General features: G+C 66.4%; 19 protein-coding genes and 2 pseudogenes. 14 read left to right on the top strand and 7 right to left on the bottom strand.

The genetic code is table 11. From position 1 onward, the window contains the following. The first annotated feature begins 130 nt into the window (after positions 1–130). The 7 genes from AC3WL2_RS22875 (at position 131) to AC3WL2_RS22845 (ending at position 9,685) form a co-directional block, all read left to right on the top strand. Complete coding sequence (locus AC3WL2_RS22875) at positions 131–1,141, top strand: ligase-associated DNA damage response exonuclease (protein WP_102685250.1); 1,011 nt, start codon at positions 131–133, stop codon at positions 1,139–1,141. After that, positions 1,141–2,796 (top strand): ATP-dependent DNA ligase, encoded by a 1,656-nt coding sequence (locus AC3WL2_RS22870; protein WP_102685249.1) that lies wholly within the window; start codon positions 1,141–1,143, stop codon positions 2,794–2,796. Before AC3WL2_RS22875 ends, AC3WL2_RS22870 begins: the two co-directional genes overlap by 1 nt. After that, the gene (locus AC3WL2_RS22865) at positions 2,796–5,390 is read left to right on the top strand and encodes a ligase-associated DNA damage response DEXH box helicase (protein WP_102685248.1); all 2,595 of its coding nucleotides are present in this window, start codon (positions 2,796–2,798) and stop codon (positions 5,388–5,390) included. The genes AC3WL2_RS22870 and AC3WL2_RS22865 overlap by 1 nt, the downstream gene beginning before the upstream one ends. A gap of 4 nt (positions 5,391–5,394) precedes the next feature. Further along, positions 5,395–6,075 (top strand): ligase-associated DNA damage response endonuclease PdeM, encoded by a 681-nt coding sequence (gene pdeM, locus AC3WL2_RS22860; protein ID WP_102685247.1) that lies wholly within the window; start codon positions 5,395–5,397, stop codon positions 6,073–6,075. 365 nt (positions 6,076–6,440) lie between these two features. Further along, complete coding sequence (gene cprA / locus AC3WL2_RS22855; protein ID WP_102690688.1) at positions 6,441–7,598, top strand: cationic peptide resistance protein CprA; 1,158 nt, start codon at positions 6,441–6,443, stop codon at positions 7,596–7,598. Positions 7,599–7,990: 392 nt separating this feature from the next. Next, on the top strand, positions 7,991–9,289 hold the full coding sequence (locus AC3WL2_RS22850; RefSeq protein ID WP_102685281.1) for an NAD(P)/FAD-dependent oxidoreductase: 1,299 nt from the start codon (positions 7,991–7,993) through the stop codon (positions 9,287–9,289). 30 nt (positions 9,290–9,319) lie between these two features. Then, a complete protein-coding gene (locus AC3WL2_RS22845; protein ID WP_023631207.1) occupies positions 9,320–9,685 on the top strand; it encodes a cupin domain-containing protein in 366 nt (121 codons plus the stop codon). Between the two features lie 66 nt (positions 9,686–9,751). Here the strand turns inward: AC3WL2_RS22845 and feaR are convergent, their stop codons facing one another. From feaR to AC3WL2_RS22820, 5 genes and pseudogenes are all read right to left on the bottom strand, one after another. After that, entirely contained in the window at positions 9,752–10,717 is a 966-nt protein-coding gene (feaR, locus tag AC3WL2_RS22840) for a transcriptional regulator FeaR (protein ID WP_102685285.1), read from the bottom strand. A gap of 172 nt (positions 10,718–10,889) precedes the next feature. Further along, a complete protein-coding gene (locus AC3WL2_RS22835; RefSeq protein ID WP_102685280.1) occupies positions 10,890–11,453 on the bottom strand; it encodes a DUF3156 family protein in 564 nt (187 codons plus the stop codon). Continuing rightward, entirely contained in the window at positions 11,434–12,933 is a 1,500-nt protein-coding gene (locus tag AC3WL2_RS22830; protein ID WP_102685279.1) for an APC family permease, read from the bottom strand. The genes AC3WL2_RS22835 and AC3WL2_RS22830 overlap by 20 nt, the downstream gene beginning before the upstream one ends. Before the next feature lie 194 nt (positions 12,934–13,127). Beyond that, positions 13,128–13,637: pseudogene (locus tag AC3WL2_RS22825) on the bottom strand (flavin reductase family protein); the annotation flags it as partial. Positions 13,638–13,711: 74 nt separating this feature from the next. After that, positions 13,712–14,881 carry a p-hydroxyphenylacetate 3-hydroxylase oxygenase component gene (locus AC3WL2_RS22820; RefSeq protein ID WP_102685277.1) on the bottom strand — a complete coding sequence of 390 codons (1,170 nt, stop codon included), beginning with the start codon at positions 14,879–14,881 and terminating at the stop codon, positions 13,712–13,714. A 283-nt stretch (positions 14,882–15,164) separates the two neighbouring features. On the opposite strand from AC3WL2_RS22820, the gene AC3WL2_RS22815 reads away from it, so the two are divergent. From AC3WL2_RS22815 to AC3WL2_RS22790, 6 genes are all read left to right on the top strand, one after another. Then, positions 15,165–16,652, top strand: coding sequence for an aldehyde dehydrogenase family protein (locus AC3WL2_RS22815; protein ID WP_102685276.1), 1,488 nt, complete (start codon positions 15,165–15,167; stop codon positions 16,650–16,652). Positions 16,653–16,654: 2 nt separating this feature from the next. After that, positions 16,655–17,314, top strand: a complete 660-nt coding sequence (locus AC3WL2_RS22810; RefSeq protein ID WP_102685275.1) for a helix-turn-helix transcriptional regulator — start codon at positions 16,655–16,657, stop codon at positions 17,312–17,314. Between the two features lie 75 nt (positions 17,315–17,389). Next, on the top strand, positions 17,390–18,208 hold the full coding sequence (locus AC3WL2_RS22805; RefSeq protein ID WP_102685274.1) for a molybdenum cofactor biosynthesis F family protein: 819 nt from the start codon (positions 17,390–17,392) through the stop codon (positions 18,206–18,208). Continuing rightward, positions 18,205–18,996, top strand: a complete 792-nt coding sequence (locus AC3WL2_RS22800) for an SDR family NAD(P)-dependent oxidoreductase (protein ID WP_256582608.1) — start codon at positions 18,205–18,207, stop codon at positions 18,994–18,996. The genes AC3WL2_RS22805 and AC3WL2_RS22800 overlap by 4 nt, the downstream gene beginning before the upstream one ends. Then, positions 18,993–19,760: an SDR family oxidoreductase gene (locus AC3WL2_RS22795; protein WP_102685273.1), complete on the top strand. Its 768-nt coding sequence runs from the start codon at positions 18,993–18,995 to the stop codon at positions 19,758–19,760. Before AC3WL2_RS22800 ends, AC3WL2_RS22795 begins: the two co-directional genes overlap by 4 nt. A 168-nt stretch (positions 19,761–19,928) precedes the next feature. Beyond that, entirely contained in the window at positions 19,929–21,215 is a 1,287-nt protein-coding gene (locus tag AC3WL2_RS22790; RefSeq protein ID WP_256582611.1) for an alginate export family protein, read from the top strand. A 78-nt stretch (positions 21,216–21,293) separates the two neighbouring features. Here the strand turns inward: AC3WL2_RS22790 and AC3WL2_RS22785 are convergent, their stop codons facing one another. Continuing rightward, positions 21,294–22,172 (bottom strand): Dyp-type peroxidase, encoded by an 879-nt coding sequence (locus AC3WL2_RS22785; RefSeq protein ID WP_102685271.1) that lies wholly within the window; start codon positions 22,170–22,172, stop codon positions 21,294–21,296. A gap of 173 nt (positions 22,173–22,345) precedes the next feature. On the opposite strand from AC3WL2_RS22785, the gene AC3WL2_RS22780 reads away from it, so the two are divergent. After that, positions 22,346–23,236 carry a bile acid:sodium symporter family protein gene (locus AC3WL2_RS22780; protein ID WP_102685270.1) on the top strand — a complete coding sequence of 297 codons (891 nt, stop codon included), beginning with the start codon at positions 22,346–22,348 and terminating at the stop codon, positions 23,234–23,236. A gap of 555 nt (positions 23,237–23,791) precedes the next feature. Here AC3WL2_RS22780 and AC3WL2_RS22775 read toward each other — a convergent pair. After that, positions 23,792–24,124 (bottom strand): annotated as a pseudogene (locus AC3WL2_RS22775) (RHS repeat-associated core domain-containing protein); the annotation flags it as partial. Between the last annotated feature and the right edge of the window lie 55 nt (positions 24,125–24,179).

Raw genomic sequence — 24,179 nt, 5'->3', positions numbered from 1 at the left:
GAGCCACGCCCGCCCGAGCTGTTCGACAGAGACGATGAACGGTGGCAGCACGTGCATTGCCTGCAACGAACTATGAACCTGATGCGCCTGCCGACGCTCTGAGCTGTTAACACCCAGGCCAAGGTGAGCCATGGAGCTGATCGTCGCGCGCCCCGAAGGGCTGTACTGCCCACCCGGTGATTTCTACATCGACCCCTGGCGGCCGGTCGATCGGGCAGTGATCACCCACGCTCACGGTGACCATGCCCGGCGCGGCAATCGCCACTACCTCGCCGCGGCGCCCGGCGCCGGGATACTGCGCGCCCGCCTGGGCGAGGACATCGACCTGCAGACCCTGCCCTACGGCACGCCGCTTGCGCACCACGGCGTGACCCTGAGCTTTCACCCAGCCGGCCACGTGCTCGGCTCGGCCCAGGTGCGCCTGGCATACCGCGGCGAGGTGTGGGTCGCCTCTGGCGACTACAAGGTCGAGCCGGACGGCACCTGCGAAGCCTTCGAACCGGTGCGCTGCCACACCTTCATCAGCGAATCGACCTTCGGCCTGCCGATCTACCGTTGGCAGGCCCAGGCCTGCATCTTCGCCGACATCGACGCCTGGTGGCGCGCCAATGCCGCCGCCGGGCGTCCAAGCGTGCTGTTCGCCTACGCCTTCGGCAAGGCCCAGCGGATTCTCCACGGCATCGATGCCAGTATTGGCCCGGTGCTGGTGCACGGCGCGGTGGAGCCGCTGAACCAGGTCTATCGCGCCGCCGGTGTGCGCCTGCCCGAAACCCTGCCCGCCACGGCGACCGCCAAGGGCGATCCCTTGCTGCAGCGGGCGCTGGTCCTCGCCCCACCCTCGGCGGGCGGCAGTACCTGGATGCGCCGTTTCGGCGACTACAGCGACGCCTTCGCCAGCGGCTGGATGCTGCTGCGCGGGGCGCGGCGCCGGCGCGGCGTCGACCGCGGCTTCGTGCTCTCCGACCACGCCGACTGGCCTGGCCTGCTCTGGGCCATCGAGCAGAGCGGCGCCGAACGGGTGATGGTGACCCACGGCCAGGTCAACGTGCTGGTTCGCTACCTGACCGAGCGCGGCCTGGATGCCCGAGCCTTCCAGACCGAGTACGGCGAGGAAGACGACAGCCTGGAGCCGACCAACTGATGAGAGCCTTCGCCGAACTCTACGCCCGGCTCGATGCCACCACCTCGAGCAATGCCAAGCTCGCCGCGCTGCAGGACTACCTGGCCACCGCGCCACCTGCCGATGCCGCCTGGGCGGTGTACTTTCTCGCTGGCGGGCGCCCCCGCCAGGTGGTGCCGACCCGTGTGCTGCGCGACCTGGCGATCCGCCTGTGCGGCCTGCCCGAGTGGTTGTTCGAGGAGAGCTACCAGGCCGTCGGCGACTTCGCCGAAACCCTTTCGCTGTTGCTGCCAGAGTCCACCCAGGTCGCGGATGAAAGTTTGCAGTGGTGGCTGGAGCAACTGCTGCCGCTGCGCGGCCTGCCCCCCGAGGAACTCGCGCCGCGCTTGCAGGCGCTGTGGACGCGGCTCGACCGGCAAAGCCTGATGGTCAGCCTCAAGCTGCTCACCGGTGGTTTTCGCGTCGGTGTCTCGAAACTGCTGGTGACCCGCGCCCTAGCCGCGCTGGCCGGGGTCGACGCCAAGCGTGTCGCGCAGCGCATGGTCGGCTACACCGACCTTGCGCACCAGCCGACGCCCCAGCGCTACCTGGCGTTGGTCGCCCAGGAGTCGGCCGAGGAACATGCCCAGCGCGGCGGTCAGCCCTACCCGTTCTTCCTCGCCCACCCGCTGCAGGAGCCGCTCGAGCGTTTCGACGCGGTGCTCGGCCCGCCCCAGCAGTGGCTGGTGGAATGGAAGTGGGACGGCATCCGCGCCCAACTGGTGAAACGCGATGGGCGTGCCTGGCTGTGGTCGCGGGGCGAGGATCTGATCACCGAGCGTTTTCCCGAGATTGCGCAACTCGCCGCCGCTCTGCCCGACGGCACCGTGCTCGATGGCGAGCTGGTGATCTGGAAAGCACCTGCCGACAAGGGCGACTCCCCGTTCGGCGTCCAGCCGTTCGCCCTGCTGCAGCAACGCATCGGGCGCAAGACCTTGGGCAAGAAGCTGCTGGACGAGTTGCCGGCGGCGCTGCTGGCCTACGACCTGCTGGAATGGAAAGGCGAAGACTGGCGCAGCTGCAGCCAGGACCAGCGTCGGGCACAGCTCGAGGCGCTGGTCGATAGCATCGGCGATGCCCGCCTGCGCCTGTCGCCGCGCGTGACCGGCGACGACTGGCAGGCGCTCGCCCGCCAGCGCGAGGCCTCGCGCCAGCTGGGTGTCGAGGGCATGATGCTCAAGCGCCGTGACTCGCTGTACGGCGTGGGCCGTACCCGTGACCTGGGCCTGTGGTGGAAATGGAAGATCGACCCGTTCAGCATCGATGCGGTGCTGATCTATGCCCAGCGCGGCCATGGCCGGCGTGCCAGCCTGTACAGCGATTACACCTTCGCGGTATGGGACGACAGTGCCCCGGGCGAGCGGGTGCTGGTGCCCTTCGCCAAGGCCTACTCCGGTCTCACCGACGAAGAGATGCGCAAGGTCGACGCCATCGTGCGCAGGACCACGGTGGACAAGTTCGGCCCGGTACGCAGCGTCACCCCGACCCTGGTGTTCGAACTGGGTTTCGAAGGCATCGCCCTGTCCAAGCGCCACAAGAGCGGCATCGCGGTGCGTTTCCCACGCATGCTGCGCTGGCGCACCGACAAGACCATCGAGCAGGCCGACACGCTGGCCACCTTGCAGGGGCTGCTGTGATGGTCAAGCGCCGCCAGCCCTCCAGCCGCTGGTTCGCCGAGCGCGGCTGGAAGCCGTTCAGCTTCCAGAAGGCCGTCTGGCAAGCCGTGGCCGACGGCGAATCGGGGCTGCTGCACGCCGCCACCGGCGCCGGCAAGACCTATGCGGTGTGGTTCGCCGCGCTGGATCGTTTCGCCGGGCAGTGTGCCTCCCAGCCCATGCCCGCACGTCGCGGTAAGCCCGCCATGGCGCCGCTGACCCTGTTATGGATCACCCCCATGCGAGCCCTGGCTGCCGACACAGCCAGGGCGCTGCAGGCCCCCCTGGACGACCTGGGGATCGGCTGGAGCATCGGCCTGCGCACCGGCGACACCGGCAGCGCCGAACGCGCCCGCCAGGCACGGCGCCTGCCCAGCGTCCTGATCACCACACCGGAAAGCCTGACGCTGCTGCTGACCCAGGCCAATGCGCGCGAGGCGTTCGCCGGCCTGCGCATGCTGGTGGTGGATGAATGGCACGAGTTGCTCGGCAACAAACGGGGCGTGCAGTTGCAACTGGCCCTCGCCCGCCTGCGCTGCTGGCAGCCGTCGCTGCTGGTCTGGGCGCTTTCGGCCACGCTGGGCAACCTGGATCACGCGCGGCAAGTGCTGATGCCGGCGGGCCGCCTGGTGCAGGGGCACGACGCCAAGGACCTGCGTATCGACACCCTGCTGCCGCCCGCCATCGAACGCTTTCCCTGGGCCGGGCACTTGGGCCTGCGCATGCTCGGGCAGGTCGTCGAGCAATTGCAAGACAGCGCCACCACGCTGGTGTTCACCAACACCCGCTCGCAGGCGGAGACCTGGTACCAGGCGCTGTTGCAGGCGCGGCCCGACTGGGCTGGGCTGCTGGCACTGCACCATGGTTCGCTGTCGCGTGAGGTGCGCGACTGGGTGGAGCTGGCCTTGAAGAAAGGCCAGTTGAAGGCGGTGGTGTGCACCTCAAGCCTGGACCTTGGCGTGGACTTCCTGCCCGTGGAGCGTGTACTGCAGGTCGGCTCGGCCAAAGGAGTGGCGCGCCTGATGCAGCGCGCCGGGCGCTCCGGCCACGCCCCCGGCCGGCCCTCGCGCGCCACGCTGGTGCCGACCCACAGCCTGGAACTGCTGGAGGCGGCAGCCGCACGCAGGGCGGTGGCCCAGGGCAAGGTCGAGGCGCGCCAGGCCCCCGAGCGGCCACTGGATGTGCTGGTCCAGCACTTGGTGAGCATGGCCCTCGGCGATGGCTTTGAGGCCCAGGACATGCTCGTCGAAGTGCGCAGCGCCTGGTCGTACCGCGACCTGAGCGACACGCAATGGGCATGGGCCCTGGCGTTCATCCGCCACGGCGGTCTCTCGCTCACGGCCTACCCCGATTTCCGCCGCGCCGAGCCGGACGCCGAAGGCCGCTGGCGGGTGCCCGACGCACGCCTGGCACGGCGTCACCGCATGAGCATCGGCACCCTGGTCAGCGATGCCAGCCTGACCGTGAAGTTCTGGGCGCGCGGTGGCAGCGGATCGCTGGGCAGCGTCGAGGAAGGCTTCATCGCCCGCCTGCGCCCAGGCGACCATTTCCTGTTCGCCGGCCGCACCCTGGAGCTGGTAGAGGTGCGCGAAATGACTGTCTACGTGCGCCGCGCCAGCGACCGCAAGGCCGCCATCCCGCGCTGGAACGGCGGGCGCATGCCGCTCTCGGGCGAACTGGCCGAGGCGATGCTGGCCGAACTGGACGCGGCGGACCAGGGTGTCTTCCAAGGCCCGGAAATGCGCCTGCTGCGCCCGTTGCTGGAGGTGCAGAAAGCCTGGTCGGCGCTACCCGGCAAAAACGTCCTGCTGGCCGAGACCCTGCAGTCCCGCGAAGGCTGGCACCTGTTTCTCTACCCCTTCGCCGGACGCTCGGTGCACCTGGGCCTGGCCAGCCTGCTGGCTTGGCGCCTGGCCCGGGATACACCGCTGAGTTTTTCCATCGCGGTCAACGACTACGGCCTGGAGCTGCTGTGCGCCAGCGCCATCGACTATGCTGGCGCCCTGACCCCGGCGCTGTTCGACAGCCAAGACTTGCTACCCGAGGTGCTTGCCAGCCTCAATGCCGGTGAGCTGGCGCGCCGGCGCTTTCGCGAGATCGCCCGGATCGCCGGACTGGTGTTCACCGGTTACCCCGGTGCGCCGAAGAGCACGCGCCAGTTGCAGGCTTCCAGCGGGCTGTACTTCGATGTGTTCAGGCAGCACGACCCGGACAACCTGCTGCTGACCCAGGCCCGCCAGGAGGTGCTGAGCCAGGAACTGGATGTGCAACGCCTGCGCCAGACCCTGCAGCGCTTGCAGCCTCTGCCGCTGCAACTGCGAAGCATCAGGTGCGCCACACCGTTCGCCTTTCCGCTGATGGTCGAGCGCTTTCGCGAGAGCCTCAGCTCGGAAAAACTCGCCGACCGGATCCGGCGCATGGTCAGCGACCTGGAGCAGGCCGCAGGTGCCGGGGCACAGGAGCCTGCGGCGTTGACCACGCTGATGGTCGAGGCTGACACGCGTGAACCTGGCCGCGCGCACAAGGCCAGGCGCAGCAAGGACGGCCGGCCACGCCCGGCCAGGCAGCGGTCCTGAGGCCATGGCCAGCACCCTTCCTTCGCACATCAGCGTAAAGGTGGCCGGCACCGAACTCTGCCTGCTGGCGGAAAAAGCCCTGTGGTGGCCAGAGCGGCGGACCCTGCTGATCGCCGACCTTCACCTGGGCAAGGCCGCCGGCTACCGGGCACTGGGCCAGCCAGTGCCCAGTGGCACCACCGCCTGCAACCTGCAACGCCTGGATGCCCTGCTGCAGCGCTTTGCCTGCCAGCACCTGGTATTTCTCGGCGACTTCCTGCACAGCGCCAAAGGCAGGACCCCGCGAACCCTGGCAGCGCTTGCCGAGTGGCGCGCCCGCCATGCGGCGCTGCCCATCACCCTGGTGCGTGGCAACCATGACCGACAGGCCGGTGATCCGCCGGCCGGGCTGGGCATCGAGGTGGTGGCCGAGCCGCTGCCGCTCGGCCCGTTCGCCCTGCACCACGAGCCCTGCGCGCACCCGCAGCGGCATGTACTGGCGGGCCATGTGCATCCGGCGTACCGCCTGCGCGGCCGTGGCCGCCAACAGGTGCGCCTGCCCTGTTTCCTGGTCGGCGAGCACCTGACCTTGTTGCCGTCGTTCGGCAGCTTCACCGGCGCGATGACGCTGCAGCCGGGAACGGGTCAGCGGGTCTATGTCATCGGTGATGGAGGGATCTGGGAAGTGCCCGGACAATTGAAGTGACACCAACAATTAACCGCGTGAAAATTTAAATATATTTACACATTTGATACAGCTGCTTACATCTGCTCATAGCCCATTAAAATTGTTTCACCAAAAACCTGCATAACTGCGCCAACAGTTAATTGAAATAACCATCGGCCCGCCAGACAATGTCTCGCCGCCCTGCTCTTCGCCGCTATCTGCCTGCGCGGTGCAAGGCCATGATTCCCATACGACGCGCTTTCCGACGTGATATCGGATCGCGCCATGTTTATCAAAAAACCAATAGCTCCGGACTTGAATTAGTCGCGCGAGCAAACTTTTCACGCAACTTTCACACCCATTCCAAAGAATGAAAAGTGGCAAATTACTTGCCGAGGAAACCTATGAACACCCCCGCCATTCATACGCCCACCCTCCCGTGTCCAGCCCAGGAGCGTATTCTGCTGACCGGTGCCACAGGTTTTCTCGGTGGCGCCGTCGCCGCCCAGATGATCGCCGAAGGGCATGCCGAGGCCCTGTGCTTCCTCGTTCGCGCCGATAACCCGGCGCAGGGCCTGCAACGCCTGCGCGACAACCTGCGCCAGCACGGTGTCGACGACAGCCAGGGCCAGGCCCTGAGCGAAGCGCAGATCCTCTGCGGCGACTTCCTCGACACCACTTGGCTGGCTCGCGAGACGCCGCGTCTGATGCAGCTCGACCGAGTGATCAATTGCGCCGCCGTGGCCTCGTTCTCGAAGAACCCCAATATCTGGCCGGTAAACGTCGAGGGCACCTACGCCTTTGCCCAGGTGCTGAGCCGCTCCAGCCGTCTCAAGCGTTTCCTCCACGTCGGCACCGCCATGTGCTGCGGCCCGCAGCGCGAGTCACCGATCAGCGAATCGTGGGAGTTCCCCGAGGCCGCGCAGCAACTGGTGGACTACACCGCCTCGAAGGCGGAGATCGAACGGCGCATGCGTGAAGAGCTGCCCAGCCTGCCGCTGGTGGTGGCGCGGCCATCCATCGTGGTCGGCCACCGCAGCCTCGGCTGCCAGGCCTCGGGCAGCATCTTCTGGGTGTTCCGCATGGGCTTCGCCCTGGAAAGCTTCACCTGCGGTCTGGAGGAGCAGATCGACGTGATCCCGGTGGACTACTGCGCCGAGGCGCTGATCGGCCTGGCGCTCAAGCCACGCCTGAGCCATGACCTCTACCATATCTCCGCCGGCCATCATTCAGCCTGCACCTTCGCCGAGATCGACCAGGCCTTCGCCTTGGCCAATGGCGCGGAGCCGGTGGGCGAGCGCTATCGCAAGGTCGAGGCGGACGACCTCAAATCGCTCGCCAGCCATTTCGAAACCCGCATCGGCCCGGCCAACCCACGGCTGGTGCTGCGTGCACTGCGCCTGTACAGCGGCTTCGCCGACCTCAACTACCTGTTCGACAACAGTCGGCTGCTGGAAGAAGGCATTGCCATGCCGCCACGCTTCACCGACTACCTGGACGTCTGTGTCAGGTCGTCCAGCGGTGTGAGCATCGCCACGCAGATGCAGTGGGATTTCAAGTAACAAGCGTCACAGGGGCTGCTACGCAGCCTATCGCCGGCAAGCCGGCTCTCACAGGGACCGCGCAATTAGTAAGGCCTGCGCTGAATCTGTGGGAGCCGGCTTGCCGGCGATGGGCCGCAAAGCGGCCCCTATCGCTAAACTGACTGGCGTTAGCCACAGAGGTTGATTTACTTAACATATTCATGAGGCGCATGATCACCACTTCTCCCGTGGAGGTCATGCTGCCGCCGTATGCCTACGGTGTTGGACGCGATGGACAACGTGGCAGCCTGAAGCAAAACCCTGGCAGTCCCAGGCAAGACACCTACCTGTCGTTAGGTGCTCAATACCTGTAACCGCCAGCGCTTGTGCAAGCCGTGCTGTCCAACAATTCCAACTGTCCAGGCTGCGCCATGATCAATATCGAAACGCCGACGTACTACACCGCCACCAAGAAGTACAACCTCAGCTTCCCCACCCTGGAAAGCGACATCGAAGCCGATGTCGTGGTGATCGGCGGCGGCTTCTCGGGCATCAACACCGCCCTGGAACTGGCCGAGCAAGGCATCACCAATGTCGTCGTGCTCGAGGCCCGCTACCTGGGCTTCGGCGGCACCGGGCGCAACGGCGGGCAGATCATGGCCGGCATCGGCCACGACCTGGAGAAGATCAAGAGCAGCGTGGGCGACAAAGGCCTGCGCGAGATCTTCGAGATCAGCGAGCTGGGCGCCGGCATCATCAAGGCGCGCATCGCCCGCTACCAGATCGACGCCGACTTCTGCCACGGCTACGGCTACATGGGCTTCAACGCCCGCCAGGAAAAGACCCTGCGCGCCTGGGAGAAGGACTTCAAGGCCATCAACGGCAAGGACGAGATCCGCTTCCTCGGTGGCTCGGAGGTCAGGCAGATCATCGGCTCCGACGCCTACAGCAGCGCCCTGCTGCACATGGGCGGCGGCCACGTGCACTCACTAAACCTGCTGCTTGGCGAGGCCCAGGCCCTGGTCGGCCATGGTGCGCGGATCTTCGAGCACAGCCCGGCCCTGGAAGTGCACTACGGCGAGCGCATCACCGTGCGCACCGGGCGCGGCTCGGTCAAGGCCAGCAAGCTGCTGTGGGCCTGCGACAGCTTCCTCAACAAGCTCGAACCCGAACTGCATGCGCGCACCGTCAACACCTATGCCTTCCAGTTGATGACCGAGCCACTATCGGACGAGCTCATCCAGCGCATCAGCCCGATCCGCGGCGCCTACAGCGATATCCGCCCGGTGATCGACTACTACCGCGTCACCCGCGAGAACCGCCTGCTGTTCGGTGCCGCCACGCCGTTCGTGGAGCATATTCCCAAGGACCTCAAGGCCTGGAACCGCAACCTGATGCTGAAGATCTTCCCCTACCTCAAGGACGTGCGCATCGACCTGGCCTGGGGCGGGCCGATGGCCACCAGCGCCAACCTGTTCCCGCAGATCGGCACCCTGAGCAACCGCCCCAACGCCTTCTACGTGCAGGGCTACTCGGGCTTCGGCGTCACCCCCAGCCACATCATCTGCAAGATCCTCGCCGAAGGCATGAGCGAAGGCTCGGCCCGCTACGACCTGATCAGTTCGGTCAAGCACGCGCGCATCCTCGGCAAGGACCATATCCGCCCACTGCTGCTGACCGCCGGCAAGACCGTGCATCAGCTGTCGGGCTTCTTCAACGGCCGCCGTTGATTCCTTTTGAACAAGACCAGGAGAACCACCATGACCCTCACCGCCGTCCGCCAGGGTGTGCAGCTGTCCGAACTCGACGCCTGGGGCACCGTTGCCGACCTTGGCTCGACCATCCTCGAAGGCGAGGTCAAGTGCTACGGCAAGATGACCCACGGCGCCCCGACCGACCCGGTCAGCAGCGCCTACTTCGGCACCACCCAGGGCAAGTTCCGCATGGTCTATCCGTTCAGCGAGCAGGCGGTGATCGTGACCGGCGAGATCCAGCTGACCGATGAATCCACCGGGCAGGTGACACGCTACAAAGCGGGTGATGCGTGGTTCGTGACCAAGGGCACACCGGTGCTGTGGGAAGTGTTGAGCGAGACATTTGTGAAGCATTACCTTGCCCTAGCGTGATAAATCCTTGGGGCCGCTTTGCGGCCCTTTCCACGCGGTTTGTCGCAAGGACAAGCCGGCGATGCTTTAGCGCCCCGCCATCAACGCCATCGCTCGGAAATCCTTCGGCGACTGCTCGAACTGCTTCTTGAATGCCCGGCTGAAATGCGCCGAATCGGTGAACCCCCACTTGTAGGCGATCGAGGTGATCGACTCGCGCTTGAGGAACGGGTTGGACAGATCATCGGCGCTGCGCTTGAGCCGCGAGCGCTGGATGTAACGGCACACGCTGTCACCCTCCTCCTCGAACAACCGGTATAGATGGCGCACCGAAATGCTCAGGCGCTCGGCCAGGTTTGCCGGGGTCAACCCGGGCTGGCTCAGCGACTCGTCGATGACCTTCTGCACATAGCCCCGCAGGCTGACGCCGCCGAGCCCGGCCACCGAGCCGGGGTTGTCATCACCGCGCTCGAAGCCCGGCTCCAGCAGAGCGATGAACGCCGCCTGCAGCGCCTCACCCTGGGTTGCCCCGGCCTCGTCGCCTTCACGGCACAGCTGGTCCATCAGCAGGTGCAGCATGCGCCCGCAGGCGTTGGTCGAGGAGATCTTGCCGAAGGTCGCGCCCTGCTTCGCAAGATGCTTGCGCACCTGCTCGCGGGACAGTGACAGCGAAACATGCTCGATCAGGCCGAACGGAGTGATCTCGCACGGGCCCACCGAATCCATCAACAGCAGCTCGCCTGGCGAAAGCTGGATACTCGCGCCGCCCTGGGTGATTTGCGAATAGCCCATGCGCTGGCTGACCAGAAAGCAATGCTGGTCGTCGTCGCGGTCGGGGTTGTCGCCCAGGCGGCGGATATTGCCGGCATTGGTGCGCAGATTGGCCAGGGCCAGGCCGGCGCGGTTGTAGGTCGATATCTCACCAATAAACAGCGAGCGGTTGAAGGCAAGTTCGGTCTGGAACTGGCCGCAGACTTTCTGCATGGCCGTCGTCCAGCGCTCCAGGCCGTCCTGGGGCGGGCTTGCGCTGTGAACTGAAGCGGGCTGGGGCATGGGCATGGCGACCTCCACAGCAACGGTTGTTGTTATGGGGCAATTGTTAACATGTTATCAATGAACGTACAACTGTCATCTCTTGTAGGAGCGGCTTCAGTCGCGATGCAGGTGTCGCGGTGCCTGGCACCCGCTTTGCGGGTGATCGCGGCTAAAGCCGCTCCTACAGGATTCAGAGGTCGCGCAGGGCGTACGCCAACCCGTCGAACGCCAGCCAGAGATAGTGGCGCTGTTCGGTTGTGAGGGGGATATAGCGACGCAAGGCGGGCATCCGGTTGACCACTTCGCTAGCGCCCATGTGCTCCAGGGTCACCTGCCACTGACCGTTACTGCAGTCGATGGCCAGGCGCTTGAAGTCCAAGGGCATCAGGGCGGCCTGCACTGCTGCCAGACGCGCCTTGAGCGCTTCGAACAATAGCCGGTCACCGCTGCGCAGGCGGCAGCCCAGCCCGCTGCGCCGCAGCATGCCGGTGTGGTGCAGTTCGGCGCGTAGCGTGCCCTGGCCACTGGCTGGCACGCGCAGGATGAACTCGCACATGACCAGGTGCATCAGCAGGTGGCTTTCGGTGCGCTCACGCACCTCGATACGCGGACCATCCTCGCGGTAGGTAAAGGATGTTGCGGATTGCAAATCCGGCATTCCGAGGTTGCGCCCCAAACGCGCCAGGGTCGCCCCAGGCCGATACCCGGCCGGAGCGCGTGGCCCGCTCAGGCGCTCAAGCCAGCTTGCCGACATGGCGCACCTGCTCGCTATGAGGCTGACCGGGCTCGGCGGCGAACTCCTTCTCCAGCACATCCTCGACCCTGGCCGGCCGGAACGGGTTGACCTTCTGCACGCACAGGGTCCAGAACAGCGCGTAGACGGCGGTGGCGCCAAGCATCACGGCGAACGGCACATAGACATCGGCCGGGTTCATGCCCGGCGGGGTGATGAACCACATGCCCAGCAGGATGCCGATGCTGGAGACGATCTGCGGCAGCGGGAACAGCGGCGAGCGATAGGCCCGCGGCAGGTCCGGGCGACGGATGCGCAGGATCACCACCGACAGGGTCACCAGCAGGTACGCGGTACTCCAGGCGCATACCGCCGCCAGCACCAGGTGCAGGATGTTGTCGGTGTTGCCGCCCAGGTACCAGGCATGCAGGCACGGGATCAGCGCCACCACCAGGATGCACAGCAGCGGGGTCTTGAAGCGCGGGTGCAGGTAGGTGAACACCTTGGGCAACGCCCCATCCACCGCCATGCCGTAGAGAATCCGCGGCACCCCGGCCATCAGCGTGTTGATGGTGGCCGCGCCGGCGAACAGGAAGCCGATGCCCAGCCACACCGGGCCGATATCGCCCATCACCTGCTCGGCGAAACGCGGGATGGCCATGGGGGTGTCCAGCAGGTGCACGCCGCTTGCCGCATCGAGCACCACGTTCTCCACCTGGCGCTTCATCGCCGCGCCGTAGATGAACATGCAACTGGCGACGCCGAACAACCCCAGCGCCATGGCCTTGGGCATCACCCAGGCCGAGCGGCGCAGCTCCGGGGCCAGGGGGGTGACGAACTCGCAACCGACGAACATGAACATGGCCATGCCCACCAACGACAGGATGGTCATCAGGTCGGTGCCGACCAGCGACACGCCGAATGGCCCTTCCAGCTCGACGGCGGGCGCGGCGATCAGGCCGAGCACGCCGAATACCATCAGCGTGGTCCACATGCCGAAGGTCAGCACCACCTCGGCGCGGCCGAAAGCGCTCACGCCAAAGGCGTTGAGCACGCCGAACACCAGCACGAAGCCCACCCCCAGCAGCCAGGAGCCGCCGGCCGACTCGGCCAGGGTATTGAGGTGCTCGAAGTTCACCAGGGCCATGACCCCGGACAGGATGGTCTCGGCGGTGCCGGCGAACACATGCACGATCAGGTACGCCGACAGGGTACCGGTGATGGCGAAAAAGCGGCCCAGGCCGCAGTTGATGTAGTCATAGACAGAGCCGGTGGTGGGCAGGATCGCCGCCGCCTCGGCGAAGGTGGTCGATTGCGCCAGCATCATCATTGCGGCGATCAGCATGGCCACGGCGAAGGCGCTGCCGCCAATACCGAAGCCCATGGTCGCGGTGAGGATCACCGGGCTGGCCATGATCAGGCCGACGGTGCTTGCCAGCGCGGTGGGGAAGCCGACGCTGCCGCGGTTCAAGTGCTCGGTGAGCTTATTATTGGATGTCATGGGTGGGCCCTGGGTGGACGAGAGAAAGATGACCGCTTACCCGGCGCGCCGCAAGTGCTGGCGTGCGCCGGGTCTTCCCCTTCACTTTGCGGCCTCCACCCAGGCAGGTCTTGCCACTGTCTGCCGCCGATCTTGATCCGTGTTGCCAGGTGCCAGGTACTACACCCCTTGCGTCGAACACCTCGACGCAGTTACCCCTGCGCGCAGCGATCCATCAGCTCATGCGGCAGGACCCTGGAATAGGCGCCTTGGTGATAGAGCAGTGGCGCCCCTCCGAGGTCATCGAAGGCCAATACCCGGCCAATGAGAATCCAGTGATCACCGCCGTCGATCTGCTGGAACTTCTCGCAGCGAAAGCGCGCCGCGCAGCCTGGCAGCAAGGGCGCGCCGCCTTCGCCGGTCTCGTGCTCGATACCGGCGAAGCGGTCTTCGCTGGGGCGGGCGAAGGTGTTGGACAGGTCGATCTGGTCGGCCGCCAGCACATTGACGGCGAAGTGCCTGGCAGCCTCGAACACCGCATGGCTGCTGGAACGCTTGTCGATGCTCCAGAGCACCAGCGGCGGTTCGAGGGATACCGAGTTGAAGCTGTTGGCGGTGACCCCGACCTTGCGCCCCGCAGGGTCGGTGGCAGTGATCACGGTAACGCCGGTGGCGAAGTTGCCCAGGGCGCGGCGGAAGGCGCGGCTATCGAAGGGAATGGACATGCAAGGCTCCATCATTGTTATTGGTCTGGCTGGGGCGCTCTCACATTGCTCCAGCCATGTTCATCGGTTGAAGCTCAGGTCATCGCCGGATCCGGCTCCAGCCCCATCAGCTCGCGCCCCAGGATCTGCGCGCAGACGTCATAGTCGGTATAGGCGTGCGCCCCGGTCATGTGCGCATCGCGGAACAGCCGCTGCAGCTCGTTGCCGTCAAACCAGGCGCCACCGCCGGCCGCCTCCATCAGCCGATCCACGGCCTGGATGCACAGCTTGACCGCATAGCCCTGGTTGGTACGCCAGTAGGCCAGCTCCGTGCGCGTCGGGTACTGGCGGCGGGCGCTGTATTCGGCGATCTGCTCCCAGCTCTTTTCCAGCAGCGCGCGCGCCGCAGCGACCTGATGGGTGGACTCGGCCAGGCGCATCAGCGCCGGAGTGGCCGCGCCGACGGCGGCGCCGGTGTAGGCGCGCACGCGGTGGCGGGTCTTGTCCTTGAACGCCTCGAGCATGCGTTCGGCGATGCCCAGGCTGACCGTGGAGAAGCCGCTGGCAAAGTACGGCCGGTACGGGTTGAAGTAGATCGCGCTGTCCGGATACAGCCCGAAGCCCGCCGAGTGGCCCTCCATCATGTCCCTGGCCTTCTGGATGCGGTGCTCGGGCACGAAGGCGCGCTCGACGATCAGCGTGCGGCTGCCACTGGCGCGCATGCCGGCGGCGAACCAGTCGTCGCGGATCTGGTAGTCGCTGCGCGGCAGCACGGCGAAGCAGTAGTCCTGGCCGCCTTCGGGGTTGGTCCGGCGAAAGCCCATGATCGCCCACTCGGCATGATCGCAGCCGCTGCTCCAGCCCATCTCGCCACTGAACAGCACGCCGCCCTCGACCTCTTCGGTACGCCCGAACGGGGCGATGCTGCTACTGGCGGTGGCGTCCGGATCGTGGCCCCAGATCTCGTCCTGCAGGCGTGCCGGGAACATCGCCAACTGGTGGCTGTGGGTGCACAGCAGGCTCATCGCCCAGGCAGTGCTGGCACAGGCGCCGGCCAGCGCGGCGATGCATTCGGCGAACTGCGGCAGGCTGATCTCCAGGCCGCCGTAATGCCTGGGCAGGAAAGCCTTGTGCAGGCCGATGGCCTTGAGCGCGGCGATGTTCTCGGCGGGCACGCTGCGCTTTTGCTCGGCCTGGTCGGCGCGGGCGGCGATGGCCGGCAACAGGGGTTTGAGGTCTTCAAGCAGGGAATTTGGCTTTTTCATGGTCTGACTCATTGTTATTGGACCCTGGCGAGCGCTGCCTGAAATGCGCGACTCGCTGATGAATGCCGGGTCAGTATGGGAGCCGTGGCCGAGGCCGAAAATGCAACTTCCGCACCTCGGATTGCACTTTTCATGGGGCTGGCAGGCTGAGTCATGGTGGCTGGCATGGGCAGACAAGAACGCCCCTTTGCCGCGCTTTAACCTGCGCAAATCGGGCCGCTGCGGCCCATCGCGGGGCAGTCCACTGCCACGAAGTCCTCGGCAACCCACCCGGAGTCCTGCCATGAGCGATATCCCCCTCCTCCCCAGCGTCAGCGCCTTCCTCGCCCGTGACCACGGCCTGTACATCCACGGCAAAACGGTCGCCAGCCAATCCAGCACCCGCATCACCGTGCACAACCCGGCCAACGGCGAAGCCATCGCCCAGGTCGCCAATGCCAACCCGGCCGATGTCGAGCACGCCGTCGCATCGTCCCGCCAGGGCTTTGCCAGCTGGTCGCGCACCCGCCCCGCCGCCCGCGCCGCGGTGCTGTTGCGCCTGGCCGACCTGCTGGAGGCCAACCGCGAGGAACTGGCCCAGCTGGAAACCCTGCAATCGGGCAAGCTGATCGGCATCGCCCGCGCCTTCGAGGTGGAGCAGGCCGCGCACTTCCTGCGCTACTACGCCGGCTGGGCCACCAAGATCACCGGCCAGACCATCACCCCGTCGCTGCCCTCCTTCGCCGGCGAGCGCTACAGCGCCTTTACCCTGCGCGAGCCGGTGGGCGTGGTGGTGGGCATCGTGCCATGGAACTTCGCCACGATGATCGCCCTGTGGAAGCTGGCCTCGGCCCTGACCACCGGCTGCAGCATCGTGCTCAAGCCCAGCGAGTTCACCCCGCTGACCCTGCTGCGCATCGCCGAACTGGCCAGCGAGGCCGGCCTGCCACCGGGCGCCCTCAACGTGCTGACCGGCGGTGGCCAGGTGGGCAAGGCGCTGGTCGAACACCCCGGCACCGACAAGGTGTCGTTCACCGGCTCCGTGCCCACCGGCATCGCCGTCGGCCAGGCGGCAATGGGCGCCAGGCTGACGCGGGCGACCCTGGAGCTGGGCGGCAAGAACGCCGTGGCGTTCCTGCCCGATGTCGACCTCGACAAGGCGCTGGACGGCATCATCGAAGCCGGTTTCCTGCACTCCGGGCAGATCTGCGCCGCCGGCGAGCGTTTCTACGTGCATCGCTCACGCCTTGACCCATTGCTCGACGCGCTGTCCCAGCGCCTGGGCCGACTGAAGATCGGCTCCCCGCTGGACGAAACCACTCAGTTCGGCCCTGTGGCCAACAAGCCGCATCAACAGAGGCTCGGCGAGCTGTTCGCCACCGCCCGTGCCGAAGGCAACCGCATCGTTCATGGCGGGCGGCTTGGCGAAGGCCCGGGCTGCTTCGTCGAGCCTACCGTGATCCTCGCCAACAGCGCGGACGATACCCTGCTCAACCAGGAAACCTTCGGCCCGGTGGCGACCTTCCTGCCCTATGACGACGAGGACGAGTTGCTGCAGCTGATCAACGCCTCGCCCTACGGCCTGAGCGCGAGCCTGTGGAGCAACGACCTGGGCAAGGCCATGCGCCTGATCCCGCAGATCCAGGCCGGCACCCTGTGGGTCAACATGCACACCCTGCTCGACCCGGCGGTGCCGTTCGGCGGCATCAAGGCTTCCGGTATCGGCCGCGAATTCGGCTCGGCCTTCATCGACGACTTCACCGAGCTGAAGTCGGTGATGATCCGCTACTGACCATGGCCGGCGCCAACCACGACCTGGGCCGCTACTGCCTGCAGGCCTTCAGTCAGCAGGTACCGGCGTCGCTGGCGGCGTTCTACCGTATCGATGCCGGGCAGCAGGCCTGCGATTTCCTGCTGCAGGACCTGCAGGCGCCAATGCACGCCCGCTACCTTGCGCACTACCGGGCGTTCGACCCGTTACAGCCCGGGCGCTGCCTGGCCATCGGCCGGCCCGTGGTGTCGTTGCGCCAGGGCCTGGCCTGCTTGCCCGAAGCACAGGGCCGGACCTACCGCCGCTTCCTTGCGCAGCACCAGGTGGTGGACGTGGTGGAGATCATCGCCCAGGCGGATGGCCGCCCCGTGGCCGGCGTCTCGCTGCTGCGCAGCCCAAGCCTGGGTGAGTTCCAGCGCGACGAGCTTGAACGCCTGCTGCCCCTGCACGGGCTGATGCAGCTAGCCGTGGCCAGCCAGCCGCTGAGCGCCGGCCACGGGCACGTCGAACTCACCCCACGCGAACGGCAGATCGCCGAACTGCTGCGCTTGGGCACCAGCAACAAACTGCTTGCGCGCGCCCTGGGCGTCGGCCTGCCGACGGTGAAAACCCACCTGATCAACCTGTTCCGCAAGGTCGGCGTGCGCAACCGCACCGAGTTGGTGGCGGCCCTCTACCTGTGACTCAACCTTCCGGTTGATACCCCCGTGCGAAACGGCGCGGCACGCTGTCGGCATCCCAACACAGGAGTCAACAGCATGCCGAACCAAGCCGACTGGATCACCGTGGGCGCCCTTGCCGAAGGCTTCGCACCTGAGGCCTTCATCCTGCCGCAACTGGCCGATCTGTCCGGGCGCTCGCTCACCCTGCACTTCGCCAATGGCTGGATCATCGAGCACCGCTTCGATAGCGAGCGCCTGCACTGGCACGCGGCGGACGGCCACAGCAGCGGCAGCGCCGACTACCGAGCCACTTCGGTGCGCCCCGGTATCTACCTGGTCGACTTCATCAAGCACGAGGCCGGCCAGGCCTGGTCGGTGTCACTGGTGCTCGACACCTTGGCGCAGGCCTTCACCGCCGTGCTCGGCCGCCTGCCCGACCAGGCCCGCACCCAGCGCGGCCTGTACGCCCTGGCCCTGGCTGGCGAAGCACTGACCGGCGTCGAAGCCAGCTTCCTGCACGGCAGCCTCGACCGCCCCTGGCAGGCTGGCGCCTGCCCCCACGCGCCGACCACCGAACTGGTGGGCCTGCGCAACCACTACCGCTACAGCCCCACCGAGGAATACGAGCACGTCTACCTGAATGCCGACTACTACAGCTGGCAATGCCTGAAGGGTGTCGAGCAAGGCCTGTGCGACACCGACCGGGCGTACTACTACAAGATCGCCGAGCAGCTGTACCTGTTCGTCTGGTGCGAGAAGATCGTGCCCACCCTGGGCCTGGTAATGATCGACCTGGCGCGGCACCGCAGCGACGGCAAGATCTTCGGCTACCAGGGCGGCGGCTTCGATGCGCTGGCCAACTTCCCGGTGTCATCCCATTGCCGGGTGCTCAACCGCACGGAGCATGCGCAGTGAACCGCAGCGTGCTGGTCACCGGGGCCGGCAGCGGCATCGGTGAAGCCTGTGTTTTGCGCCTGGCCCGCCAGGGCTGGCAGGTGGCGCTGGCGGGCCGCCGTCGTGAAGCGCTGGAGCGCGTCGCGCAGCAGTGCGATGGCCTGGTGCTGGCCGGCGATGCCGCGGACAGTGCCAACTGGGTGGGGTTCATCGAGCAGGTACGCGCGCGCTTCGGCGGCCTCGACGCGGTGATTGCCTGCGCCGGCGGCCATGGCCTGGGCGCGGTCGAGCAGACCAGCGACAGCGCCTGGCGCGAGGCTCTGCGTAGCAACCTCGACAGCGCCTTCCACACCGCCCGGGCGTGCCTGCCGTTGCTGCGCGAGCGGCGTGGCAGCCTGGTGCTGCTGGGCTCCATCGCCGCGCTGGGCGCCGGGCCCGAGGTGTGCGGCTACACCACCGCCAAGCATGCGCTGGTCGGCCTGACCCGCTCACTGGCCCGCGACTACGGACCATTCGGCGTGCGGGTCAACTGCGTCTGCCCGGGCTGGGTGCGCACGCCCATGGCGGACCAGGAGATGCAGTTACTGATGCATCACTATCAGGAAGACCTCGACGCTGCCTACCGCCGGGTCACCGCCGACGTACCGCTGCGCCGCCCGGCCAGCAGTGATGAAATAGCCGCCGTGTGCCAGTTCCTGGTCGGCACCGAGGCCAGCATCGTCACCGGCGCGGTGATCGCCGCCGACGGCGGTTCGACCGTGGTCGACCTGCCGACCCTGGCCTTCACCCACCTGGAGCCGTCGGCATGAACACGCCCTACGACTTCGAGGGGCGCACGGTGCTGGTCACCGGCGCGGCGGGCGGGATTGGCCAGGCCATCGTCGAAGGTTTCGCCCGGGGCGGTGCCCAGGTGCTGGCCGTGGATCTCGATTCGCCAGCACTTGAGCGCCTGATGGAGGCACAACGGGCCCTGGGTCACGACGTGCGCGGGGAAACGCTGGACCTAGCCGACCATGCTGCGATCGGCACCTTGCTGGCCAAGCTGGAACACCTGGATGTGCTGGTGCACAACGCCGCGTATTTCCCGCTCACCGCGTTCGCCAGGATTGACCCGGCGCTGCTGCAACGCACCCTGGCGGTGAACCTGGAGGCGTTGTTCTGGCTCACCCAGGGCGCCCTGCCACTGTTCCGCCACCAAGGAGGCGGCTGCGTGCTGGCCACCTCCTCGGTGACCGGCCCGCGGGTGGCCTATCCAGGCCTGAGCCATTACGCCGCGTCCAAGGCCGGGGTCAACGGCTTCATCCGCAACGCCGCGTTGGAACTGGCGCAATTCAATGTACGGGTCAACGGCGTGGAACCGGGGATGGTGCGCACCCCGGCCATGGACAACCTCGGCGATACCAAGTTAAACGCGCGGATCGCCGCCGGCGTGCCCTTGGGACGACTGGGGGAACCCGCCGATATCGCTGCCGCGATGCTGTTCCTGGCCTCCGACGCCGCCCGCTACATCACCGGCCAGACCCTTGTGGTCGACGGCGGCGCCACCCTGCCGGAGACCGCCGCACGCCTGTGATGGCGGCGACATGCAAGGGCGCTGGCAGCCACGGGCAAGACCACTGCCAGCGTTCCACGCGCTAATAGCCCGTCGCCTTTCGACACTGCCTCCACAACAACGCGGCACTCAAGACCGCACACAAAAAACGAGGATCGATCCATGCGTCTCACTCCACGTCACACCGCAATGGTCACGGCACTGACCCTGCTGGTCCATGGCCAGGCCAGCCCGGCCTACGAGCTGTACGCCGACGACGACAGCCACCTGAACGCCGATCTGCTCGCGGTCTGGGGCATGTTCAACAGCCGCCACAACTACGACGGCACCCCGGGCGGCTCGACCTGGCGCGAAGGTTTCATCAAGTACGGCCTCAGCGGCGACCAGGGCCTGGCCGGCAACGGCAGCCTGTATGGCGCCCTCAACTGGGTCAGCTCAGGCGCCTGGGGCGACGGCGACGCCGGCGGCAACCAGGACGGCTCCGAACGCACCACCAAGATCGAGGACGCCTACCTGGGCTGGCGCTCGGGCGACCTGTTCCCCTTGCTGGGCAAGGATGGCGTGGACCTGTCCGGCGGCCGCCAGGTGATCCGCCTGGGCAGCGGCTTCCTGATCAACGACGACGGCCCCAACCTGGGCAAGGGCCCGGCCGACGGCCAGCTCAACCGTGGTGGCGGCTTCTATCTGGGCGCGCGCCACGCCTTCGACCGTACCGCGGTGCTGCGCCTGGGCGGCCAGGAGGGGCTGCATGGCAGTGTGCTGTGGCTCAAGTCCGACAACCGCGCCCAGGCCGAAACCGAGCTGGCGGCCGGCACCCTGGACTACACCCATGACCTGGGCACCCTGGGCCTGACCTACATCCACGGCATCGACGTGACCGACCAGTGGGCCAGCGAGTTCCAGAAGGCCCGCGAAGGCATGGATGTCTACAGCCTGCGCGGCGAAGGCGGCGCGGGCCTGGCAAACACCCGGTTGGCCTTTGAGTATGCCTGGCAGGACAAGCGCGGCGGGCATGAGACGGCCTGGTACGCCGAAGCGGCCTACACCTTCGCCAACACCCCCTGGACGCCGCAGCTGACCTACCGCTACACCCGCTACTCCGCAGGCTGGGACCTGCTGTTCACGGGGCTTTCCAGCGGCTACGGCACCTGGATCCAGGGCGAGGTCGCCGGCAACTACGCCGGGCCGTTCAACACCAACAGCGGCATCCACCATGTCGGCCTGAAGGCCACGCCACGGGACAATCTGACCCTCGGCGCGCTGTTCTTCGACTTCGACACGGTGCGTAGCCGCGACACCTTGGACCTCGATGCGCAGGAGCTGGACCTGTATGTGGAATGGGCGGTCAACGAGCACCTGATCGTCACCCCGCTGTTGGGGCTGTTCAAGCCGCGCAAGGATGAAAGCAATGGTGGCAACCAGGTGGGTAGCGGGACCAACGTTTATAGCCAACTGACGGTGGCGGTGCCGTTCTGAGTCATCGCGGGGCAAGCCCACGCCGATGCGCATCAGGCCCGAGGCATGGGAGCGGGCTTGCCCCGCGATGAGGACCTGTCAGCCCAGCAACAGGCTCAGGTCGGCGCCCTGCTCACCCAGCGGCGGGCACCAGTAATAGCCGCCGCTCAACGGCCGGCTGAAGCGGTACAGGCCATCGACCACGCCATCTTCCAGCCCGCTCATGCGCCGCAGCTGCACCTCGAAGGCGTCCAGCGAGAAGCCCAGGGCGACGAACGCCAGGCCCGCGCCGCGTTCATCGGTCCAGGCCACCGAGCGCCGCACCACGAACGCCTCGGGGGCGAAGCTCTCCTGGGCGGTGCGCTTGACGTGAGCGGATTCGGGGGCGTCGTCGAGTTCTTCGTTGTCGCTCAGGCGGCGACCGATGATGTTGTCCTGCTCGGCCTGGGGCAGCGACTTGAAGTAGCCAAGGTCGTGCTTCCACAGCTGGAAGGCGGCAAAGCTCGAGCCCGACAGGCCTGGGATGTCGCCCGGCACGATGGCGGCAGCGACGGCGTCTGCGTCCACCGGGTTCTCGGTGCCGTCCTCGTAGCCGGTCAGGTCATGGCCGCCGCGGTGCAGGAAACCCTCGACGCTGTCGACCAGGCGCAGGGCCGGCGCCATTACCTGCTGCAAGGCCTGGGCGCGCAGGAACAGCTCGCCGCGCTCGGCACCGCGCAGCCACAGCCACAGGGCGTGCTGGGTCGCCGGATTCTCCACCACCGCGTCCAGTTGCGGGAAACTGCGCAGGCCCGGCACCTCGCGGCCCAGGGCCTTGGCCAGTGGCGCGCCGACGGCCAGGATCAGGCTGTGGCCATCGACCTGCGGCAACAGCTGATCCAGTACCGCGGGCAGTGCTTCCAGGGAATCGAGGGCAAAGAACAGGTGACGGGCGTGGGCCGGCACCGGGGTGGCAAGCAGACCTTGCTGGAACGGCATGACGGGCTAATCCTCGGCAAAAGCGCGAATGCTACTGCCACAGGCCCGGCATCGCAACGCGACATGGCGTCACCAGGCCAGTAACAAACGGTTACCAAGATCGTGCAGACACGATTAGCTATCATTGCGCCCCCACCTACACTCCTCGGGATCCTTCGCCCGAGAGACCGCCCATGACCGCCTCCCCCTTGCTCACCGCCCTGCTGCCGCTGGCCCTCGGCATCATCATGCTCGGCCTGGGCCTGTCGCTGACCCTCGCCGACTTCGCCCGGGTGGTGAAGTACCCCAAGCCGGTGGTGATCGGCCTGACCTGCCAGATCCTGCTGCTGCCGCTGGTGTGCTTTCTGATCGCCAACGGCTTTGGCCTCGAGTCGGCGCTGGCGGTGGGCCTGATGCTGCTGGCCGCCTCGCCCGGCGGCACCACGGCCAACCTGTTCAGCCACCTGGCCCACGGCGACGTGGCGCTGAACATCACCCTCACCGCGGTCAACTCGCTGATCGCCATCCTCACCATGCCGCTGCTGGTGAACCTGTCGCTGATGTGGTTCATGGCATCGGACCAGGCCATCCCCCTGCAATTCGCCAAGGTCATGCAGGTGTTCGCCATCGTCCTGCTGCCGGTGGCGCTGGGCATGCTGATCCGTCACTGGGCGCCGCGTTTCGCCGCACGCATGCAGAAGCCGATGAAGATCGTCGCGGCGCTGTTCCTGGCCTTCACCATCGTCCTCGCCCTGGCCAAGGACTGGCAGACCGTGGTCGAGTACGCGCCGATCGTCGGTTGCGCCGCGTTGCTGTTCAACCTGCTCAGCCTTGGCGTGGGCTACTGGGTGCCACGCCTGTTGAACATTCCGAAACGCCAGGCGATCGCCATCGGCATGGAGATCGGCATCCACAACGGCACCCTGGCCATCGCGCTGGCCCTGAGCCCGTCGCTGCTGAACAACGCGACCATGGCGGTGCCGGCGGCGATCTACAGCCTGATCATGTTCTTCACCGCGGCAGGTTTCGGCTGGTGGGTCAGTCGCGGACAAGCACTGGAGAACGTGGCAGAGCAGCCATCGTGAGATAGTCGAATCCCAGGGACATGGTCAGAGCCTCGATCGTTATTGTTCAAGCCGGGTCAGGTTATGTCCCTGGGTGGAGGTATCCGAATCCTGCAGAGTGCTATCCGTTTTACGCAGGCAGGTTCAATCAGCCTCTCTCACTTGTTGTCCAAGCCCTGCGATCGAGATCAGCGCAGTCCTTGTTGAGGCGTGTGGGTGAACCGCCACAGGCGCCTCCCGCACTTGATCTGGAGGGCCTTCGGACATCGGGGCTCGCCGCTCAAACTCGCTCTCGGGGGGAGCAGAAGGTACGTGCTCCGATTCCTGTGAAGCGCTCGAACCACGCCTGACAAATTCAGCTACCGGCGGCGCGCTGGGTGTGTAGTCGGGTGCAATTAATGTTTGCGAGCCGCGCCAACTTGAATCATCCATGACAGGAGCGCTAGGTATCGCAAGTACCCCGGCAGAGAATGCGGGCCGTCGCTCGCCCTCCTCCAACAGGCGTCGAAAGCCTGAAAGGGTCGGTTTGCCATTGTCTGCTTTCTGTCTGAACAGTTTGTTAACCGCTGACTTGGTGCGCCCCACATGTCCGGATGGGTCTGAGCGATTAACTGGGTCGCCAGCGCAGTATGTGTAAGCGTTCAATCCACCGGGACCAAATGGGCAGTAGCTGTCCGGCGAGTTGAAACGCATGAGCACCGGATGGTATCCCCGGTAGCCTTTTCCCAGCAGATAGTAACCAAGAGCCAATTCAAGGCATTGGCCGTTGAACCTCAAGTAAGGTGCGCGAATCAAAGATGCGGCATCCAGGCCGTAGACGCTATATGCCAGGCCCACATCGCCTGAGTTGGTGTGGGCGTAGGTGACAGTACCGCTGTAGTCCACCTGTAATAAACAAGTTTCTGCCATCATTGGTCCTCTCCCTGTCTCCGGAAAGGATGACCGGCCTGCAAGAAGGACGAAA

This window comes from Pseudomonas sp. FW305-96, assembly GCF_058783825.1.
Note: the sequence above shows the minus strand (reverse complement) of the source record. Positions and strands in the feature narration are given on the sequence as shown.

Bases quoted from the DNA above. Each gene is read 5' to 3' on its own strand.
- AC3WL2_RS22850 (WP_102685281.1), top strand. From the start codon at position 7,991: ATGATCAATATCGAAACGCCGACGTACTACACCGCCACCAAGAAGTAC.
- AC3WL2_RS22780 (WP_102685270.1), top strand. From the start codon at position 22,346: ATGACCGCCTCCCCCTTGCTCACCGCCCTGCTGCCGCTGGCCCTCGGC.
- AC3WL2_RS22815 (WP_102685276.1), top strand. From the start codon at position 15,165: ATGAGCGATATCCCCCTCCTCCCCAGCGTCAGCGCCTTCCTCGCCCGT.
- AC3WL2_RS22790 (WP_256582611.1), top strand. From the start codon at position 19,929: ATGGTCACGGCACTGACCCTGCTGGTCCATGGCCAGGCCAGCCCGGCC.
- pdeM (WP_102685247.1), top strand. From the start codon at position 5,395: ATGGCCAGCACCCTTCCTTCGCACATCAGCGTAAAGGTGGCCGGCACC.
- AC3WL2_RS22805 (WP_102685274.1), top strand. From the start codon at position 17,390: ATGCCGAACCAAGCCGACTGGATCACCGTGGGCGCCCTTGCCGAAGGC.
- AC3WL2_RS22785 (WP_102685271.1), bottom strand. From the start codon at position 22,172: ATGCCGTTCCAGCAAGGTCTGCTTGCCACCCCGGTGCCGGCCCACGCC.
- AC3WL2_RS22870 (WP_102685249.1), top strand. From the start codon at position 1,141: ATGAGAGCCTTCGCCGAACTCTACGCCCGGCTCGATGCCACCACCTCG.
- AC3WL2_RS22845 (WP_023631207.1), top strand. From the start codon at position 9,320: ATGACCCTCACCGCCGTCCGCCAGGGTGTGCAGCTGTCCGAACTCGAC.
- AC3WL2_RS22835 (WP_102685280.1), bottom strand. From the start codon at position 11,453: ATGTCGGCAAGCTGGCTTGAGCGCCTGAGCGGGCCACGCGCTCCGGCC.
- cprA (WP_102690688.1), top strand. From the start codon at position 6,441: ATGAACACCCCCGCCATTCATACGCCCACCCTCCCGTGTCCAGCCCAG.
- AC3WL2_RS22830 (WP_102685279.1), bottom strand. From the start codon at position 12,933: ATGACATCCAATAATAAGCTCACCGAGCACTTGAACCGCGGCAGCGTC.
- AC3WL2_RS22875 (WP_102685250.1), top strand. From the start codon at position 131: ATGGAGCTGATCGTCGCGCGCCCCGAAGGGCTGTACTGCCCACCCGGT.
- AC3WL2_RS22810 (WP_102685275.1), top strand. From the start codon at position 16,655: ATGGCCGGCGCCAACCACGACCTGGGCCGCTACTGCCTGCAGGCCTTC.
- AC3WL2_RS22865 (WP_102685248.1), top strand. From the start codon at position 2,796: ATGGTCAAGCGCCGCCAGCCCTCCAGCCGCTGGTTCGCCGAGCGCGGC.
- AC3WL2_RS22820 (WP_102685277.1), bottom strand. From the start codon at position 14,881: ATGAAAAAGCCAAATTCCCTGCTTGAAGACCTCAAACCCCTGTTGCCG.
- AC3WL2_RS22795 (WP_102685273.1), top strand. From the start codon at position 18,993: ATGAACACGCCCTACGACTTCGAGGGGCGCACGGTGCTGGTCACCGGC.
- feaR (WP_102685285.1), bottom strand. From the start codon at position 10,717: ATGCCCCAGCCCGCTTCAGTTCACAGCGCAAGCCCGCCCCAGGACGGC.